Below are 17,545 nucleotides of genomic sequence, written 5' to 3' on the forward strand. Positions count from 1 at the left end.
CCATGGCGGCCGCCACATTGCGCCGTGCATACGGCATTCCATTTGCCAATCGAGCCTGAGATGAAAAACCGAGATCTGAATACGCGTCGTACGCTGGCCACCCCGCGCGGCGTCGGCGTGATGTGTGACTTTTACGCCGTGCGGGCGGAAAACTCGACCCTGTGGGATGCCGAAGGCAAGGAGTACATCGACTTCGCCGGCGGCATCGCGGTGCTGAACACCGGCCATCGCCATCCCAAGGTCAAGGCCGCCATCGCCGCCCAGCTGGACAACTTCACCCACACCGCCTACCAGATCGTGCCGTACGAAGGCTACGTGTCGCTGGCCGAGCGCATCAACGCCGTGGCCCCGATCGAAGGCCTGAAGAAGACCGCCTTCTTCACCACCGGCGTCGAGGCGGTGGAAAACGCCGTCAAGATCGCCCGCGCCTACACCGGCCGCTCGGGCGTGGTGGCGTTCTCGGGCGCGTTCCATGGCCGCACCATGATGGGCATGGCCCTGACCGGCAAGGTCGCCCCCTACAAGCTGGCGTTCGGCCCCATGCCGGGCGACGTGTTCCACGTGCCGTTCCCCAACGCCACGCAGGCCATCAGCGTGGCCGACTCGCTCAAGGCGCTGGACCTGCTGTTCAAGGTCGACATCGATCCCAAGCGCGTGGCCGCGATCATCATCGAGCCGGTGCAAGGCGAAGGCGGCTTCAACGTAACGCCGCCCGAGCTGATGCAGGCGCTGCGCAAGGTGTGCGACGAGCACGGCATCCTGCTGATCGCCGACGAAGTGCAGACCGGCTTCGCGCGCACCGGCAAGCTGTTCGCCATGCAGCACCACTCGGTGCAGGCCGACCTGATCACCATGGCCAAGAGCCTGGGCGGCGGCATGCCGATCTCGGGCGTGGTGGGCCGCGCCGAAGTCATGGACGGCCCGGCCGCCGGCGGCCTGGGCGGCACCTACGCCGGCAACCCGCTGGCCGTGGCCGCCGCGCACGCCGTGCTGGACGTGATCGCCGAAGAGAAACTGTGCGAGCGCGCCGCCCTGCTGGGCAAGCGCCTGATGGAGCGCCTGGAAAGCCTGCGCGCCACCTGCCCGGCCATCGCCGACGTGCGCGGCCTGGGTTCGATGGTCGCGCTGGAGCTCAACGACCCGGCGACCGGCAAGCCGGACGCCGAGGCGGTCAAGCGCATCCAGCAGCAAGCCATCGAACGCGGCCTGATTTTGCTAAGCTGCGGTGTATACGGAAACGTTCTGCGTTTCCTGTATCCCCTGACCATCCCCGATGACCAGTTCGCTCGCGCGCTGGACATCCTGGCCGAAGTCATCGCCGCCTGATTGTTTGGATCGTTCGACGCGGGATGGGGGCGCTCCCCATGGGCGCCACCATCCCGCGTCTGTATTGAGGAGGATTTTTCATGACGCAGTTGACCCAACCCCTGCGCCGCGCCGAACTGCTGCGCGACGCCTGCTACATCGACGGCAAGTGGGTAGGCGCCGGCAACGGCCCGTCCATCCCGGTCGATAACCCATCCACCGGCAAGACCATCATCGCGGTGCCCAAGCTGGGCCGCAAGGAAGCCGAGCAGGCCATCGACGCCGCCGAGGCCGCCCTGCCCGCCTGGAGCGCCAAGACCGGCAAGGAACGCGCCGCGATCCTGCTGAAGTGGGCCCAGCTGATGATGGAAAACCAGCAGGACCTGGCCGTCATCATGACGTCCGAGCAAGGCAAGCCCGTGCCCGAGGCCGCCGGCGAGATCGCCTACGCCGCCTCCTTCCTGGAGTGGTTCGCCGAAGAAGCCAAGCGCATCGACGGCGACATCCTGCAAAGCCCCAAGGGCGGCCAGCGCCTGATGGTGCTCAAGCAGCCCATCGGCGTGACCGCCGCCATCACGCCGTGGAACTTCCCCGCCGCGATGATCACCCGCAAGGTCGGCCCGGCCCTGGCCGCCGGCTGCACCATGGTGGTCAAGCCGGCCCAGCAGACGCCGCTGACCGCGCTGGCGCTGGCCGTGCTGGCCGAGCAGGCCGGCGTGCCGGCCGGCGTGTTCCAGGTCGTGACCGGCAGCTCGCGTGAAATCGGCGCGGCCCTGTGCGAAAGCGAAGTGGTGCGCAAGCTGAGCTTCACCGGCTCGACCGAAGTCGGCCGCACGCTCATGGAGCAATGCGCGCCCACCATCAAGAAACTGTCGCTGGAACTGGGCGGCAACGCGCCGTTCATCGTGTTCGACGACGCCGACCTGGATCGCGCCATCGACGGCATCCTGGCCTCCAAGTACCGCAACGCCGGCCAGACCTGCGTATGCGCCAACCGCATCTACGTGCAGGCCGGCGTCTACGAGGAAGTCGCCAAGCGCCTGGTGGAGAAGGTCAATGCCATGAAGGTGGGCGACGGCTTCGAGCAGGGCGTCACCCAGGGCCCGCTGATCGACACGGCCGCCGTGGCCAAGGTGCAGGAACACATCGCCGACGCCACCGCGCACGGCGCCAAGGTCATCGCCGGCGGCCAGCCGCATGCGCTGGGCGGCAGCTTCTTCCAGCCCACGGTGGTGCGCGACGTCACGCAGTCGATGCGCTTTGCCGTCGAGGAGACCTTCGGCCCGGTCGCCCCGCTGTTCAAGTTCGAAAGCGAGGACGAAGTCATCGGCATGGCCAACAACACCATCTTCGGCCTGGCCGCCTACTTCTACACGCGCGACTACGCCCGCATCTGGCGCGTCTCCGAAGCGCTGGAATACGGCATCGTCGGCATCAACACCGGCATCATTTCCAATGAAGTCGGCCCGTTCGGCGGCGTCAAGCAATCCGGCCTGGGCCGCGAGGGCTCGAAGTACGGCATCGAGGACTACCTCGAGCTGAAATACCTCTGCGTGGACCTGGGCGCCTGAGTCCAGCCCGCGGGCAAGGCCGGCGCCTTCGGGCGCCGGCCTTTTTTTTCGCCCTTCCCCGCCCGCCCTCATCCAAACGCCGCAAGCCCATGCGCAAGGCCCCGGCCATTTTTGTCATAGGCTGGCGCGCCGGCCCATGCTAGATTTGCGGGTCGTACATTGCTGCCCCATTCCATGAACCGGACATTCTCGCGCGACGAAACGCGCCGCATCGCCGCCCTGCTTGCCGAAGCCGCCCGTTCCGAAGTCCTGCCGCGCTTTCGCCACCTGACCGAAGACGCGGTGCGCGGCAAGAGTTCGCCGCGCGATCTGGTCACCATCGCCGACGAAGAAGCCGAACGCCATATCGCCGCGCGCCTGGGCAAGCTGTACCCGGGCGCGGTGCTGATCGGCGAGGAGGCCTCGGCGCGCAACCCCGCGCTGCTCAACATGCTGGTCGATGCCGACCTGGCCTTTCTCATCGACCCGATCGACGGCACCCGCAACTACGTGGCGGGCCTGCCCCTGTTCGGCATGATGGTCGCCGTGTGCCATCGCGGCGACGTGCTGGCCGGCGTGATCTACGACCCCATCGGCCACGACGCGGCGCTGGCCGTGCGCGGCGAAGGCGCCTGGATCGACTACGAGGATGGCACGCAGCGGGCGCTGCACGTGGCCGGCGCGGCCCCGGCCGACGAGATGGACGGCATGATCTCCACCTCCAATCTGCCCGACGGCCTGCGCGAGCAGGTCACCGCCAACCAGGCGCGCCTGGGCTCGACCGCGTCGCTGCGCTGCGCCGCGCACGAGTACCGCCTGGCCGCCTCGGGCCATTGCCATGTGCTGCTCTACAACAAGCTGACGCCCTGGGACCACGCCGCGGGCTGGCTGCTGCACCGCGAAGCCGGCGGCTACAGCGCGCACTTCGACGGCTCTCCGTACAAGCCCACCCACCGCTCCGGCGGCCTGCTGTACGCTCCCGACGGCGGCACCTGGCACGCCGCCCACCAGGCGCTGCTGGGCGACGCGGTGCCGCTGGCGGTGTGAGCCGGCGCCAAGTCGCCGGGGGAGCGACACCTGGGGCAAGGGTGCCTGTCCCGGCAGGAACAGGCACCCGCTGACGGTACACGCAGACTCCAGGTGCCTTGTATCTTTCCTCCGGTGGTGATTAGCTATCACCACCGCGCGCCGATGACCGCGAGTTGGTGCCCAAAGCGAGGACTTTGTGGGACAGATAGCGGCTCGGTTGCGCACTGCTGGGCCGGCGAAACACTGGACGGTATCGTAGGGCGAGGACCCTGTATGTACAAGGCAAGTGGGCGCAGTGGCTGACAGCAGTTTGTTATCTGCAGGAGGCCAAGTCCATGTTTTTTATAGGTATTGATGTATCGAAGGCTAAGCTGGATTGCACGTTGCTGACGGCTCAGTCTGATAAGCGTAAGACCAAGGTGGCGGCCAACAGCGCCGCGGGCGTGAAGGCCCTGCTGGCGTGGTGCGCCAAACACGGCGCACAGCCAGCGCAGTTGCACGCCATCCTGGAGCCCACGGGGCTGTATCACGAGCAAGCGGCCACGGCGCTGCACGATGCCCAGGTCCGGGTCTCTTTGGTCAATCCCGCCCAGGCTCGGGACTTTGCCAAGGCCTTGGCGATGCGCTCCAAAAATGATGCGCTCGACAGCTACGTTCTGGCACGCTATGGACAGACGCTGAGCCCGGCGCTGTGGCACCCGGCGCCCTTGCATGCGCGCCAACTGCGCGCCTTGTTGACGCGACGCGAGGCGCTGGGCAAGGATCTGCTGCGTGAGCTCAATCGCAAGGAGAAGAGCCAGTTCAGCCCTTCGGCGCCCTTGGTCGATGGCTCCATCGACAAGGCCATCGCGTTTCTGCGCGAACAGCTCAAACAGATCGAGCGGGCGATCGAGCAGCACATCGACAACCACCCCGATCTCAAGCAAGACCGCGAGCTGCTGAACTCCATCCCCGCCGTCGGGCCTCAGGCCGGCAACGCCATCCTGGCCGTCATGCACAATCGGCGTATCGACTCCGCCCAGAGCCTGGCCGCCTACCTCGGGATTGTCCCCGTGCAGCGCCAATCCGGCAGCAGCCTGAACGGCCGCGCACGCCTGTCCAAAGCCGGCCCGGCCCAGGTGCGCGCCACGTTGTACATGGCGGCCCTGGTGGGCACCCGCCACAACCCCCACATCCGTGCTCTCTACCAGCGTCTGCTCAAAGCGGGAAAAAGCAAAAAGGCCGCGCTGGGCGCGGCCATGAGAAAACTGGTGCATCTGTGCTTCGGGGTCCTCAAAAACCGCATCCCCTATCAGCCCAATTACGCCATGAACGCTTGACGGCCAAGACGGTATCTGTCCCCACAGGGACAGGCACCCTAGGACACCACCTCGGCCAGCACCTCGTCGCAGGGCCGGGCGACTTTCAGGGTCAGCATGTCATCGGCGCGGGTGCGGCCGAGGTTGATCGCGGCGATGGGCAGGCCGGCGCGCGCGGCGGCCTGCACGAAGCGATAGCCCGAATACAGCATCAGGGACGAGCCGACCACCAGCATGGCGTCGACATGCTCCAGCGCGGCGTAGGCGCGCTGCACCAGGTCGCGCGGCACGGCCTCGCCGAAGAACACCACGTCGGGCTTGACGATGCCGCCGCACCGCGGACAGGGTGGCACGACGAAATCGGAAAAATCCTGATCCTCCAGGTCGGCGTCGCCATCGGGCGCCACGCCGGCCTGCAGGGCCGCCCATTGCGGATTGGCCAGCTCCAGCGTGCGCTGCCATTGCCCGCGCGGCCCGCGCCAGTCGCACTGCATGCAACGCACTTCGTCCAGCCTGCCGTGCAGGTCCAGCGCCGCGCGGCTGCCGGCGGCCTGGTGCAGCCGGTCCACGTTCTGCGTGACCAGCAGCTCGACCTGGCCGTGCTGCTCCAGGCGCGCCAGCGCATGGTGCGCGGCATTGGGGCGGGCCTGGCCGAAATGGCGCCAGCCCACCATGCTGCGCGCCCAATAGCGCGCCCGCGCGGGCTGCCCGCCCATGAACGCCTGGAAGTCGATCGGCGGCTTGCGCTTCCACTGCCCTTGCCCGTCGCGGTAGTCGGGAATGCCGGAGGCAGTGCTGCAGCCGGCGCCGGTCAGGACGAACAGGCGCGCGCCGCCGCCCAGGAAACCCCGCAGCGCCCGCAGGTCGGACATGCGGCTATCCACGCGCGCGCCCCGTCATGGCGCCGCGGCCGCGAGCCGGCGCGCCGGCTCGCGCACCGGCAGGTGCATGGCGGCCGAGAACAGGCCGATGGCGATGGACAGCAGCCACACCGCATCGTACGAGCCCGACAGGTCGAAGATCACCCCGCCCAGCCACACGCCCAGGAAGCTGCCGACCTGGTGTCCGAGGAACACCACGCCAAACAGCGTGGAAAGCGTGCCCAGGCCGAACAGCTGCGCCACCAGGCCGGTCGTGACCGGCGCGGTGCCCAGCCACAGAAAGCCCATCGCGCTGGCGAACAGCAAGGTGGAGAACTGGCTGACCGGCGCCAGGAAATACACCGTGATGACCGCGGTGCGCACCAGGTAGAGAAACGCCAGCACGTATTTCTTGGGGTAGCGCTCGCCCATCAGGCCGAAGAAGAAGGTGCCGGCGATATTGAACAGGCCGACCAGCCCCAGCGCCAGCGCCGCCGTGCCGCCGCCTATGCCCTTGTCGGCCAGGTAGGCGGGCAGATGGGTGGCGATGAACGCCAGGTGGAATCCGCAAGCCATGAAGCCCAGCCACAGCAGCCAGAGGTCGCGGTTGCCCAGGGCCGCGCGCACGCCGCCGCCGGACTGGGCGGCCGGCGCGGCCGCGGGCTGGCGCGGCGCCTCGCGCAACAGCCAGGCCAGCGGCGCCATGCAGGCCAGCAGCGCCGCGCACAGCCCCAGCGCTCCTTGCCAGCCGAAGGCGCCGATCAGGTACATGCCCAGGGGCAGCATCACGAACTGCCCCAGGGCCCCCATGGCCGAGACCGCGCCCAGCGCCGCCGAACGTCGCGCGGCCGACGCCTTGCGGCCCACCACGCCGTTGACCGTCCAGGCCGTGCCCGCCAGCCCCAGCCCGACCAGCACGCCGGCCGACAGGGCCAGGCTGAGCCGCCCGTCCGACACCGTGGTCAGCAGCAGGCCCGCCACGTACAGCAAGGCGCCGCCGGCCACCACGCGGGCCGTGCCGTAGCGGTCGGCGAGGTAGCCCGAGAACGGCTGCGCCAGCCCCCAGACGATGTTCTGGATGGCGATGGCGAACGAAAAGGTTTCGCGCGTGAGCCCGAACGACTGCACCAGCGGCAGCTGGTACAGGCCGACGCTGTGCCGCTGGCCCAGCGACAGCCCGAGCACGATGCCGGCGGCCAGGATGATGGGCCACAGCGGCGGCGCCGGATTGACGGCTGGAGAATCCGATTTCATTGCGCCTGCTCCGGAAGGCTTGCCCGGCCGCCAGGGCCGGGCAAGCGGGATGGTTGCGCCCTCAGCCGCCCAGGCCGCAATCGGGCATGTCGTTGATCGCGCCGGCCTGCGTCACGGTGCTGTTCGGCGGCACGCTGTGCGTGAGCCAGACATTGCCGCCGATGGTCGAGCCCTGGCCGATGGTGATGCGGCCCAGGATGGTCGCGCCGGCGTAGATGACCACGTCGTCCTCGATGATGGGGTGGCGCGGCAGGCCTTTCTTGAGCTCGCCGTTCTCGCCCGGCGGAAAGCGCTTGGCGCCCAGCGTGACCATCTGGTAGAGCCGCACGCGCTCGCCGATGATGGCCGTTTCGCCGATCACCACGCCGGTGCCGTGGTCGATGAAGAAACTGCGTCCGATGGTCGCGCCCGGATGGATGTCGATGCCGGTGTCGGAGTGGGCGATCTCGGCGACGATGCGCGCCAGCATCGGCGCGCCCAGCCGGTACAGCACATTGGCCAGCCGGTGGTGGATCATGGCGGTCACGCCCGGATAGCACAGCAGCACTTCGTCGACGCTGCGCGCGGCCGGGTCGCCCTGGTAGGCGGCCGTGACGTCCAGGTCCAGCGCCTTGCGCACCGCCGGCAGCTCGGCGCCGAAGCGGCGCACGATGTCGACCGCGCGCTCGAGCACCTGCCCGTAGGGCTGCGGATCGTCGCGCCCGAGGTGCTGCAGCTCCAGGCAGACCTGATGCAGCAGCGCGTCCAGCGCGGCGCCGATGGTGTGGCCGACGTAGAAATCCTCGACCTCCTCGCGCAGGTCGATGGGGCCCAGGCGCATGGGAAACAGCGCGCCGAACAGTTGCCGCATGATGTCGCGCAGGCTTTCCTGGGAAGGAAACTCGCGCACGCCCGACTCGGACTCTTCGCGCAGGCGGCCGCGCGGGCCGCGCCACTCCTGGCGTGCGCCGCGCAGGCCGGAGACGATGCCGTCGAGGTTCCAGTTGGCGACGGGATAATGGGAAGAACCGCTCATGCGCGCGACTCCGGCGTGGCGGTGAAGACGGCCGCCGGGGCCGTCACACAGAACAGATGAAACATGGCGTAGCCTCGTTGATGATGCCGTGCGGCGCCGCCCGGCGCCGCCGTTGCATCAACTGTAACCGCTCGCCGTCGTTTGCGCCCGGCGGCCGATACGCCAACAGGGTTTAGGGCCGGCTATGCCGTGCGGCCCGGCGGCGCGGCGCCCGCCCCGCCCTGCTCGCGATAGCGGTCGATCCAGAACGCCGTGGACGAGTCGTGCCCCCAGTCCACCGGCCCGGCCGCCGGCGGCACCGCCAGCTGGCGCGCGATGTCCTGCGCCAGCCGCTGGCAGGCCCGGGCCTGGTCGGCGCCGTCCGGCGCGGCGCCCCACAGCGTCGCCTGCACGAACGCCTTGTGCTCGTACAGCGCCAGCAGGGCCCCGACGGCGCGCGGGTCGATCTGCCTGAGCACGACCAGCGTCGACGGCCGTCCGCCGCCGGCAGCCGGCTGGTCCGGCTCGGCGGGCAGGCCGCGCAGCAGCGCCTCGCGCTGCGCCAGGCAATTGGCCAGCAGGGCGCGGTGGGCCGGCGGACTGGCCGGGTATTCGTCCAGGCCGGCGATGAAATCCACCGGGGCGCCGGCCGGCGCCCGATGCAGCCATTCGAAGAACGCGCCCGGGCCGGGCGCGCCGGCCGGGCTCCAGACCACGGGATAGGCGGGCAGGCTGGCCGGCGCGCGTCCCGGCAAGGTCATTTCCAGCTGCTGCACGCAAGCCGGCAGCGCCCCCAGACGGGCGCTGTACACCGCCAGCGCATGGGTCGGCCAGTGCATGGCGCTGGTGTTGGCCACCGCCGCCAGCGCCATCTGCATGGGCGCGTTGACCGCCGGCGCGGCCTGCTGGAAATGCTGGTCCATGGCGGCGGCGCCGCTGCGCAAGGCCTTGAGCATGTCCACGCCCAGCGCCAGCGCCACCGGCAGCGCGCCCACCGACCAGAGCTCGTGGCGCGGCTGCAGCCAGGACGGCAGGCGGAAAACCCGCGCGGCCGCCACGCCCAGCGCGCGCGCCGCCGACTCGTTGCCGGTGACGGCCACCAGTTGCGCCGAGACATCGTCGATGCCGGCGCGGCGCAGCCAGTCTATGGCCGCGCGCGCGTTGTCCAGCGTCTCGGACGGCTCGAAGCCGCGGCTGGCCGCCACCACCAGGGTGCGGCGCGGGTCCAGCCCCGCCAGCGCCTCGTGCAGCGCCGCTGCGTCACCGCCGCTCACGAAGCGCAGCTGGCGGCGCTGCGCCGGCCCGCCGAAGGCCTGCAGCGCCAGCCGCAAGGCCCATTGCCCGGCCCCGGCGCCGAGATACAGCACGGCCGGGTAGGCGCCGCCGCGATCGAGTTCGCGCACGAAATCCAGCATGCGCGCGTATTCGATCTCGACCTCGATGTCGCACTGCTCTTCCGGGTGAGCGCCGTAGCCCGCGCGCAGCACCGGATAGCGGCCGTGCGCGGCATCCGGGTCGCCCGGCGCGAACAGCGCGGCGCGGGCGCCCAGCACGTCGCGCGCCTGCAGCAGCGCCAGGCCGGCCTGGGCCAGCGCGTTGCTGTGGCGCTGCATGCTCAGGTCCACATAGATGCCCGCCGCCTCGATGATGCGCAGCGGGCGCGCCACCAGCGGCGCGCCGGCCGCCGCCGCGGCGAACACGCGCCACTGCGGGCTTTGCGCCGAAAGCTGGTGGTCGTCGGCGGGGATGCCTGCATGGGGTTGGGCGTTGTCCGGCATGCGAGCCTCTCAGAAGGAAATGGACAGATGCGGCGCGATGCGCGCCAATTCGCGCCGGAACTCGGCCTGGATGCGGGCCAGCGCGGCGGCCGTGTCGCCTTCGAAGCGCAGCGCCAGGACCGCGGCGCCGCCTGCCTGGCGGACCAGGCCGAAGCCGTCGTCGTAGTCCACGCGCACGCCGTCCAGATACGTGATGCGCCGCGCGCCGGGAAAGCCGCCGCGCACCTGCAAGGCGGCCAGGATGGCATGAAGGTCCGCCTCGGGCAGCGCCACCCGCGTCTCGGGCGCCGTGAACGAGGCCGGCGCCTGCGTCAGCAGCGCGGTCGCATCGGCCACGCCCGAGAGCAGCTCCAGCACGCGGGCGGCCGCGTAGATCGCATCGTCAAAGCCGTACCAGCGGTCCTTGAAATACAGGCGTCCGCTCATTTCGCCAGCCAGCAGCGCGCCGGTTTCCTGCATGCGCGCCTTGATCTGCCCCGGCCCGGATTTCCAGATCAGCGGCTCGCCGCCCGCCTGCTCGATGCCGCGCGGGGCCAGCCGGCCGCACTTGACGTCGTAGATCACCGATGCGCCCGGGCGCCGCGCCAGCACGTCGCGCGCCAGCAGCACCAGCAGCCGGTCGGCCCAGATGATTTCGCCGCTCTTGGACACCACCGCCAGGCGGTCGCCGTCGCCATCGAAGGCCAGGCCCACCTCGCAATCCGAATAACGCAGGCAATAGATCAGGTCCTGCAGGTTGCGCGGGTCGCCCGGATTGGCGGGATGGTCGGCCGGCCCCGGGTCGCCGTCGGCAAACAGCGCCGTCACCTCGCAACCCAGTTCGCGCAGCAGGTCCGGCGCATACAGGCTGGTGACGCCATGGCCGCAGTCCAGCGCCACCTTGAGCGGGCGGCGCAGCCGGATGTCGGACGACAGCCGCGCCTGATAGCAGGGCAGCACGGCCAGTTGCCGGCGCGCGCCCGGCGATTCGGCCGCGTCGGCGGCGCCGTCGGCCTCCATCATGGCCGCGCGCAACTCGGCCAGCCCGGCGCCGTGCAACGCGGCGCCATGCATCATGATCTTGAAACTGCTGTGGGCCTGCCCGTCGCGCCGGCCGGTCACTGCCACGCCCGCGCCGGTTTCGGTCAGGCGGGTGGCGTAATACATCATGGGCGTGGTGACCCGCCCGATGTCGATGACGTGCGTGCCGGCGGCGCGTATGCCCGCCTGCAGCGCCGCCGCCAGCGCGACGCTGCTCAACGTCGCGTCGCGCCCGACCACCACCGCGCCCGCATGCGCGGCGACGGCGCGCCGTCCGAGCGCCAGGCCGAGCGCGTGGGCGAAGCCGGCGTCGATCTCCTCCCCTGTGCGGCCGCGTATATCGTAGGGCCCGAAGACCCCGGCGCCGGTTCGCGAGCCGTCCCAGTCGAAAGATCCGTGCATGGTGGGCGTATCCATAAAGGTTGCGCGCGAAAGGTGGCCGTCGCCGGCTCAGGCGCGCCGGCGGCGGTCGCCGCATCGCACCGTGTGTTGCCGTCCCCGCCGCTGCGGCGGACGGACTACGCCGGCGGATCCGCCGGGCCGGTATCCTTGTCCTCGCGCAGGCCCGGCACCAGCCCCAGGCTGACGGCCGCATAGGCGGCCGCCGCCTGGTTGCGCGCGTTCAGCTTCCAGTACAGCGTGCGCGCATGGCTCTTGACGGTGGCCACGGAGGTGCCGACCTCGCGGCTGATCTCGCGCATGGTCTTGCCTTGCACCATCAGCCGCAGTATCTGTTCCTGCCGCTGGGTCAGCTGCATGGCGCCGCGCACCGGCGCCGCGCTGGCCTGCACCGGCAGCGGATAGCATTGCCCGCCGGCCATCACCAGGTTGATCGCCGCGCCCAGCGCATCGGGGCTGAGCGACTTGGCCACATAGCCCGCCACGCCGGCGCGCGCGGCGGCCGTGAGCACCGCCAGGTCCAGTTCGGGATACAGCAGCAGCATGTTGCGCGGCGCCAGCGTCGCAATGACGCGCGTGAGCATCAACTGGTCGTGTTCGCTCACGCCCGTACAGCCCAGGATCGCCAGCTCCGGCGGCCGGTCCACGCTGCCCGCCGCGGCCTCCAGCTCGACGGAGGCGAGCGCGCGTACCTGTCCGGCGTCGCGTCCATGCTCCAGCACGTGCTGGATGGCGATTCGCAACAACGCATAGTCTTCGATCAGAACGGTCGTCATGCGCACGGGCCTTTAGCGGCGAGTCCGGGTTGGACCCGCGCATGCCCATGCGCACCAGCGGTACGACGTATGCATGGTCGAGGCCGACGGCCTGCGGGCGCTTGCGCGGGAACCTCCATCTGTCACCCGCGCCACGCGTGGCATCCCGCTGCCGGGGCCACGCAGGCGTGTGTATGCAGATGAGATTCATGCTATCAGCGGCGACCATGCATGCCTCTCGTTCAGGAGAATGAAAGAGCCCTATCTTTTGGCCGGGAGGATGGCTACCGGTCGCCAGCCGCGCGCGTGACGGCGGCCGGCGCGCCTGCCCTAGCGGCACACATAGGTCGGTCGCTCGACTTCGCGCGCGCCCACCTCGGCCCACTCCAGCGTCGCCCCGCGCTGCAACGCCGTGTAGACCGCCTCGCCCTTGTTCTTGACATGCAGGCGCTGATACAGCGTGCACGCATGGGTCTTGGCGGTCGCCACGGAAATATTGAGCATGCGGCTGACCGTCTTGATCGGGTAGCCTCGCGCCAGCAGCACCAGCACCTCGTACTGGCGCGGCGTGATCTGCAGCAACTGGGCGCCGGTCGAGATCGGCATGGTGGGCTTGACGCCGTCGTTGGTGACGCGCATGGCCGACGGATACCCCGCCGCGATGGCAGGCTGCAGGGCCTGCTCGCCGGGGAAGCACTGTCCGCCCGCCATCACCAGGCGGATGGCCGCCTCGAGCACCTCCACCGGCGCGGTCTTGGGCAGGCAGCCGCAGACCGCATTGACCGGCAGCGCCTGCATGGGAATCGGCAAAGGCATGGTGTCGCTCAGCAACAGGATCCGCTTGGGCGACAACACACTCTGGATTTCGCTCAGCGCACCCACTGCCAGGTCCGGGTCGGTTGGCAGGCCGTAGATCAGCAAGTCGGCCTCCGATTGCGTGGCGTCCGCCTTGGACAGATCCGCCACCCCCATTCCCTGTATTTCCCAAATGTCATCGAGCTCGCTCAGGATCTGCCAGAGACCGAGCCGCAACAGTGGGTGCGCTTCAATGAGTACCATTTTGGCCATGGTTTCCTCACTCTTGTTCTTCCACATGAACGGAACCTTCGCTGCACTGAAGGCTGCCCTGCCACTGCCGCCGACCCCGAATATTGCATCGCACCAATGATGCACACTCTCTACTTCAACCGGCTTACTTCAGCCAGCCATTCGGCAAATGGCATGAAATCATAATATTTGTCGGATTTGGTAAAAGCAAGTAGGCTTACGCCGAATTAATCCCATAAAAACCATGTCGTCCGGAAGAACTAAACACTAGGGCCGACCCTGATAGCGGCTCTCATCCCATCCTTTCGACACCCGGAAGAAATGCCCCATACCGCCTGGAAAGCCGCATGGAGCAACGATTCTATCCTCTTTATGGCTCATGGACCCGCGCCCGATCCGCCTTGGCGGGAGAGAAACAGCGCAATCCGCAGAAATAATAAGAAATATATTTCCGTACTCGCCAAAAGATATCATGCGCTTATTCAGCGCGAAGCAGGCAAACAACTTTGTTATAAAAAAACCGTAGCCCTCCGGGCAGTATTCCAGGCATTACGCCGGCCGGCCGGCACACCCTTCCGCCCCCCTGCTGGCGAGGGAATCCCCTTGGACAGCGCCGCGCCCGCGGCCGCCGGCCGGCGCGCCGCGGATACGCCTTGTGCGCCGGACTTACCGGCCGTTTCCTTCGTCTCCATTGCTTTCGTATTTACCAGAACCGCGCATCTGGATTATTTCCTCGCATATAAAAATGACTTTCCGGTTGCAGAAAATAAATCCGTTCTTTTTCGTCGCGGCGATTACCTCCTTGGTACACAACCGGTGTCCTCCCTTGCCGACCAGGCCCATTCGACCCCGCCGCAGCCCCGTCTTACGGGCTTTGCGCGCCCACTGGAAGAGATAATAAAAGGGTGTACGTCGGTCAAGTCGACGATATGAGTTTCCGATTTTTGTATACAAAATAATTACAAAACAATTCCGCGCCGCACGAGACTGGCGTCTCATAAATAGAGGGTTGAAACAGTATCTGGCGCATATCAATGTTGCATTGCAAAAATATTATCCCCGGACGCTGCCGCCGGCGGCGGCCGCACCCGCCCCTTCCCTCGTCCATGGCCATTCCTAGGGTCTACCCTATCCGGGATAGCCTCTAGGCCTTTTGCCGCATACCGCTCCCTATAATCGATTCAAACGAACGTATGAATCAGGGCGCCATGAACGAACTGAAATCCACTTCGACGCGCGAGATCATTCTCGAAACCGCCGAACAGCTGTTCGCGCAGCAAGGCCACGACGGCACCTCGATGCGGCAGATCACCAGCGCGGCGGGCGTCAACCTGGCGGCGGTCAATTACCACTTCGGCTCCAAGGAGGCGCTGGTCCAGGCCGTGCTCAAGCGCAGGCTGGAGGTCGTCAACCGGGAGCGCCTGCGCCTGCTCGACGAACTCGAGGCCGCCGCCGGCGGCAACCCGCTCAAGCCGTCGCAGATCGTCGATGCCTTCTTCGGCACCCTGCTGCGGCTGGCCGCCAGCCCCGACCACGCGGGCAAGACCTTCCTGCCCCTGCTCGAACGCACCATGACCGACCCCAGCGGCTTCATCCGCGCCCTGTTCGCCGAGGAATACGCCGACGTCATGGAGCGCTACAAGAATGCGCTCTTCGCGGCGCTGCCGGGCGTGCCGCGCGCCGAAATCATGTGGCGCTTCCAGTTCATGCTGGGCGCCACGTCGTACGCCATCATGGGCACCGACACGCTGCGCTTCGTGACCGGCTGGACGTTCGACCAGGCCGACGAACCCGACAACCCGGAATGGCTGCTGCCCCGCCTGCTCAGCTTCCTGCTGGGCGGGCTGCGGGCGCCCCTGCCCGAACTGCATTAGGCCCACTTCTCGCGGAGGCTGGAGAATGAACGCTGTACTGGTCGCATTGTTGGGCGTGGCGCTGCCGGCCGTGGCGCTGCTGGGCATCGGACCGCTGCGGCGCGCCCTGCTGAGCCGCCCCATCCTGGCGGCCTACCGCAAGGTGCTGCCCGCCATGTCGGACACGGAGCGCGACGCCCTGGAGGCCGGGACCGTGTGGTGGGAAGGCGAACTGTTCAGCGGCCGCCCGGACTGGCGCAAGCTGCTGGACTATCCGCGGCCCGTCCTGAGCGCGGCCGAACAGCGCTTTCTCGACCACGAGACCGAACAGGCGTGCCGCCTGGTCGATGACTGGCACATCACCCACGAGCGTTTCGATCTGCCGCCCCAGGTATGGTCCTATATCAAGGAACAGGGGTTCCTGGGCATGATCATTCCGAAGGAATACGGCGGACTGGGCTTCTCCGCCCATGCGCATTCGGCGATCGTCACCCGGCTGTCGACGCGCTCGTCGGCGCTGGCGGTCTCGGTCATGGTGCCCAACTCGCTGGGGCCGGCCGAACTGTTGCTGCACTACGGCACCGAGGCGCAGAAGCGCCACTACCTGCCGCGCCTGGCGCGCGGCGAGGAGATACCGGCCTTCGCGCTCACCAGCCCGTGGGCCGGCTCGGACGCGGCCGCCATTCCCGACCACGGCGTGGTCTGCAAGGGGCAGTGGCGAGGCGAGCAAGTGCTGGGCATGCGCGTCACCTGGGACAAGCGCTACATCACGCTGGCGCCCGTGTGCACGCTGCTGGGGCTGGCGTTTCGCCTGTACGACCCGGACGGCCTGCTGGGCGGGCGCGAGGATCTCGGCATCACCTGCGCGCTGGTGCCGCACGACCATCCCGGCGTCGACACGGGCCGGCGCCATTTCCCGCTCAATGCCATGTTCATGAACGGCCCCACCCGCGGCACGGACGTGTTCATGCCGCTGGAGTTCATCATCGGCGGGCCGGCCATGGCCGGCCAGGGCTGGCGCATGCTGATGGAGTGCCTGGCGGCGGGCCGCTCGATCTCGCTGCCGTCGTCCAATACGGGCATGGCCCAGCTGACCGCGCGCGCCGTGGGCGCGTATGCGGGTGCGCAGCCAGTTCCGCATGCCGGTGGGCAAGTTCGAAGGCGTGGAGGAGGCGTTGGCGCGCATCGGCGGCCACACCTACCTGATGGACGCGGCGCGCGTGATGACGGCCGGCGCCGTGGACCTGGGCGAAAAGCCCGCCGTGGTGTCGGCCATCGTCAAGTACCACGTCACCGAACGCGCCCGCCAGGTGGTCAACGACGGCATGGACATCATCGGCGGCAAGGGCATCTGCCTGGGCCCGTCGAACTTCCTGGGCCGCGCCTACCAGCAGCTGCCGATCGGCATCACGGTGGAGGGCGCCAACATCCTCACGCGCAGCCTGATCGTCTTCGGCCAGGGCGCGATCCGCTGCCATCCCTACGTGCTGGCCGAAATGCGCGCGGCGCAGGACCCCGACCCCGCCCGCGGCCTGCGCGAGTTCGACCGAGCGCTGTGGGGCCATGTCCGCCACGTGGCCGGCAATGCGCTGCGGGCGCTGGCCGGCGCGCTGAGCGCAGCGCGGCTGGGCCGCGCCCCGCGCGCGGCGGCGCCTTCGATGCGCGCCTATTATCGCGCGCTGTCGCGCTACAGCAGCGCCTTCGCGCTGCTGGCCGACGCCTGCATGCTGGCGCTGGGCGGCAGCCTGAAGCGGCGCGAGCGGCTGTCGGCGCGGCTGGGCGACATCCTGTCGCAGATGTACCTGGCCAGCGCGGTGCTCAAGCGTTTCGAGGACGAAGGCCGCCAGGCCGAGGACGAGCCCCTGGCGCATTGGGCCGTGCGCGACGCGCTGCACCGGCTGCAGCAGGCCTTCGAGGGCGTGCTGGACAATCTGCCCAACCGGTTGGTGGCCTGGACGATGCGACGTATCATCTTTCCATGGGGACATCCCCAGGCCAGGCCGGACGACAGGCTGGATCAGGCGGTGGCGCAGTTGCTGATCGCCCCCGGCGCGGCGCGCGACCGCCTGACCGCCAGCTGCTTCATCCCCGCCGATGACGACGAACCGGTGGGCGCGCTGGAACAGGCCCTGGCGGCGACGATCGCGGCCGAGCCCGTCGAGGCGCGCATCCGCGCCGCCGAGAAATCCGGCGGGCTCGAAGGCGATCCGCGCGCCAATGTGCGCGACATCGCCCAGGCCGCCCACGCCGCCGGCCTGCTCGACGAGGACGATTACCGCCTGCTCGAGCGGCGCGACTGCTTGCGCGACCGCGTCATCGGCGTGGACGATTTTCCCTTCGATTACGGCATTACCGGCGCACACAGGCCGGCGGCGCGACGCCAGGCGGCATAAGGAGCGACAG

13 protein-coding genes and 1 pseudogene are annotated in these 17,545 nt (G+C 68.7%); 7 read left to right on the top strand and 7 right to left on the bottom strand.

Features of this window, described 5'->3' with window-relative positions:
- Positions 1-60: 60 nt before the first annotated feature.
- From CAL11_RS15385 to CAL11_RS15400, 4 genes are all read left to right on the top strand, one after another.
- The gene (locus CAL11_RS15385; RefSeq protein ID WP_033462562.1) at positions 61-1,326 is read left to right on the top strand and encodes a 4-aminobutyrate--2-oxoglutarate transaminase; all 1,266 of its coding nucleotides are present in this window, start codon (positions 61-63) and stop codon (positions 1,324-1,326) included.
- Between the two features lie 80 nt (positions 1,327-1,406).
- On the top strand, positions 1,407-2,876 hold the full coding sequence (locus CAL11_RS15390) for an NAD-dependent succinate-semialdehyde dehydrogenase (protein ID WP_086093398.1): 1,470 nt from the start codon (positions 1,407-1,409) through the stop codon (positions 2,874-2,876).
- Positions 2,877-3,050: 174 nt separating this feature from the next.
- On the top strand, positions 3,051-3,902 hold the full coding sequence (locus tag CAL11_RS15395) for an inositol monophosphatase family protein (RefSeq protein ID WP_167382516.1): 852 nt from the start codon (positions 3,051-3,053) through the stop codon (positions 3,900-3,902).
- A 317-nt stretch (positions 3,903-4,219) separates the two neighbouring features.
- On the top strand, positions 4,220-5,203 hold the full coding sequence (locus tag CAL11_RS15400; RefSeq protein WP_157668840.1) for an IS110 family transposase: 984 nt from the start codon (positions 4,220-4,222) through the stop codon (positions 5,201-5,203).
- Positions 5,204-5,241: 38 nt separating this feature from the next.
- Here CAL11_RS15400 and CAL11_RS15405 read toward each other — a convergent pair whose 3' ends face one another.
- From CAL11_RS15405 to CAL11_RS15435, 7 genes are all read right to left on the bottom strand, one after another.
- Positions 5,242-6,066, bottom strand: coding sequence for an NAD-dependent protein deacetylase (locus tag CAL11_RS15405; RefSeq protein WP_086093400.1), 825 nt, complete (start codon positions 6,064-6,066; stop codon positions 5,242-5,244).
- Positions 6,067-6,078: 12 nt separating this feature from the next.
- The gene (locus CAL11_RS15410; RefSeq protein ID WP_086093401.1) at positions 6,079-7,296 is read right to left on the bottom strand and encodes an MFS transporter; all 1,218 of its coding nucleotides are present in this window, start codon (positions 7,294-7,296) and stop codon (positions 6,079-6,081) included.
- Positions 7,297-7,357: 61 nt separating this feature from the next.
- Complete coding sequence (gene epsC, locus CAL11_RS15415; RefSeq protein ID WP_003810126.1) at positions 7,358-8,311, bottom strand: serine O-acetyltransferase EpsC; 954 nt, start codon at positions 8,309-8,311, stop codon at positions 7,358-7,360.
- Positions 8,312-8,493: 182 nt separating this feature from the next.
- Entirely contained in the window at positions 8,494-10,068 is a 1,575-nt protein-coding gene (locus CAL11_RS15420; protein ID WP_068925648.1) for a glucose-6-phosphate isomerase, read from the bottom strand.
- A gap of 9 nt (positions 10,069-10,077) precedes the next feature.
- On the bottom strand, positions 10,078-11,505 hold the full coding sequence (locus tag CAL11_RS15425; RefSeq protein ID WP_086093402.1) for a phosphomannomutase/phosphoglucomutase: 1,428 nt from the start codon (positions 11,503-11,505) through the stop codon (positions 10,078-10,080).
- 101 nt (positions 11,506-11,606) lie between these two features.
- On the bottom strand, positions 11,607-12,263 hold the full coding sequence (locus CAL11_RS15430) for a response regulator transcription factor (protein WP_167382517.1): 657 nt from the start codon (positions 12,261-12,263) through the stop codon (positions 11,607-11,609).
- 309 nt (positions 12,264-12,572) lie between these two features.
- Positions 12,573-13,337, bottom strand: coding sequence for a response regulator transcription factor (locus CAL11_RS15435; RefSeq protein ID WP_080699727.1), 765 nt, complete (start codon positions 13,335-13,337; stop codon positions 12,573-12,575).
- Between the two features lie 273 nt (positions 13,338-13,610).
- Here CAL11_RS15435 and CAL11_RS24385 point away from each other — a divergent pair, with 273 nt between their 5' ends.
- From CAL11_RS24385 to CAL11_RS15445, 3 genes and pseudogenes are all read left to right on the top strand, one after another.
- Positions 13,611-14,222 carry a hypothetical protein gene (locus CAL11_RS24385; protein ID WP_157668853.1) on the top strand — a complete coding sequence of 204 codons (612 nt, stop codon included), beginning with the start codon at positions 13,611-13,613 and terminating at the stop codon, positions 14,220-14,222.
- 275 nt (positions 14,223-14,497) lie between these two features.
- Entirely contained in the window at positions 14,498-15,163 is a 666-nt protein-coding gene (locus CAL11_RS15440) for a TetR/AcrR family transcriptional regulator (protein ID WP_033462597.1), read from the top strand.
- Between the two features lie 25 nt (positions 15,164-15,188).
- Positions 15,189-17,535, top strand: a pseudogene (locus CAL11_RS15445) (acyl-CoA dehydrogenase).
- Positions 17,536-17,545: the final 10 nt, after the last annotated feature.

The sequence above is a fragment of the Bordetella genomosp. 6 genome (assembly GCF_002119705.1).
Classification (GTDB): domain Bacteria; phylum Pseudomonadota; class Gammaproteobacteria; order Burkholderiales; family Burkholderiaceae_B; genus Bordetella; species Bordetella bronchiseptica_F.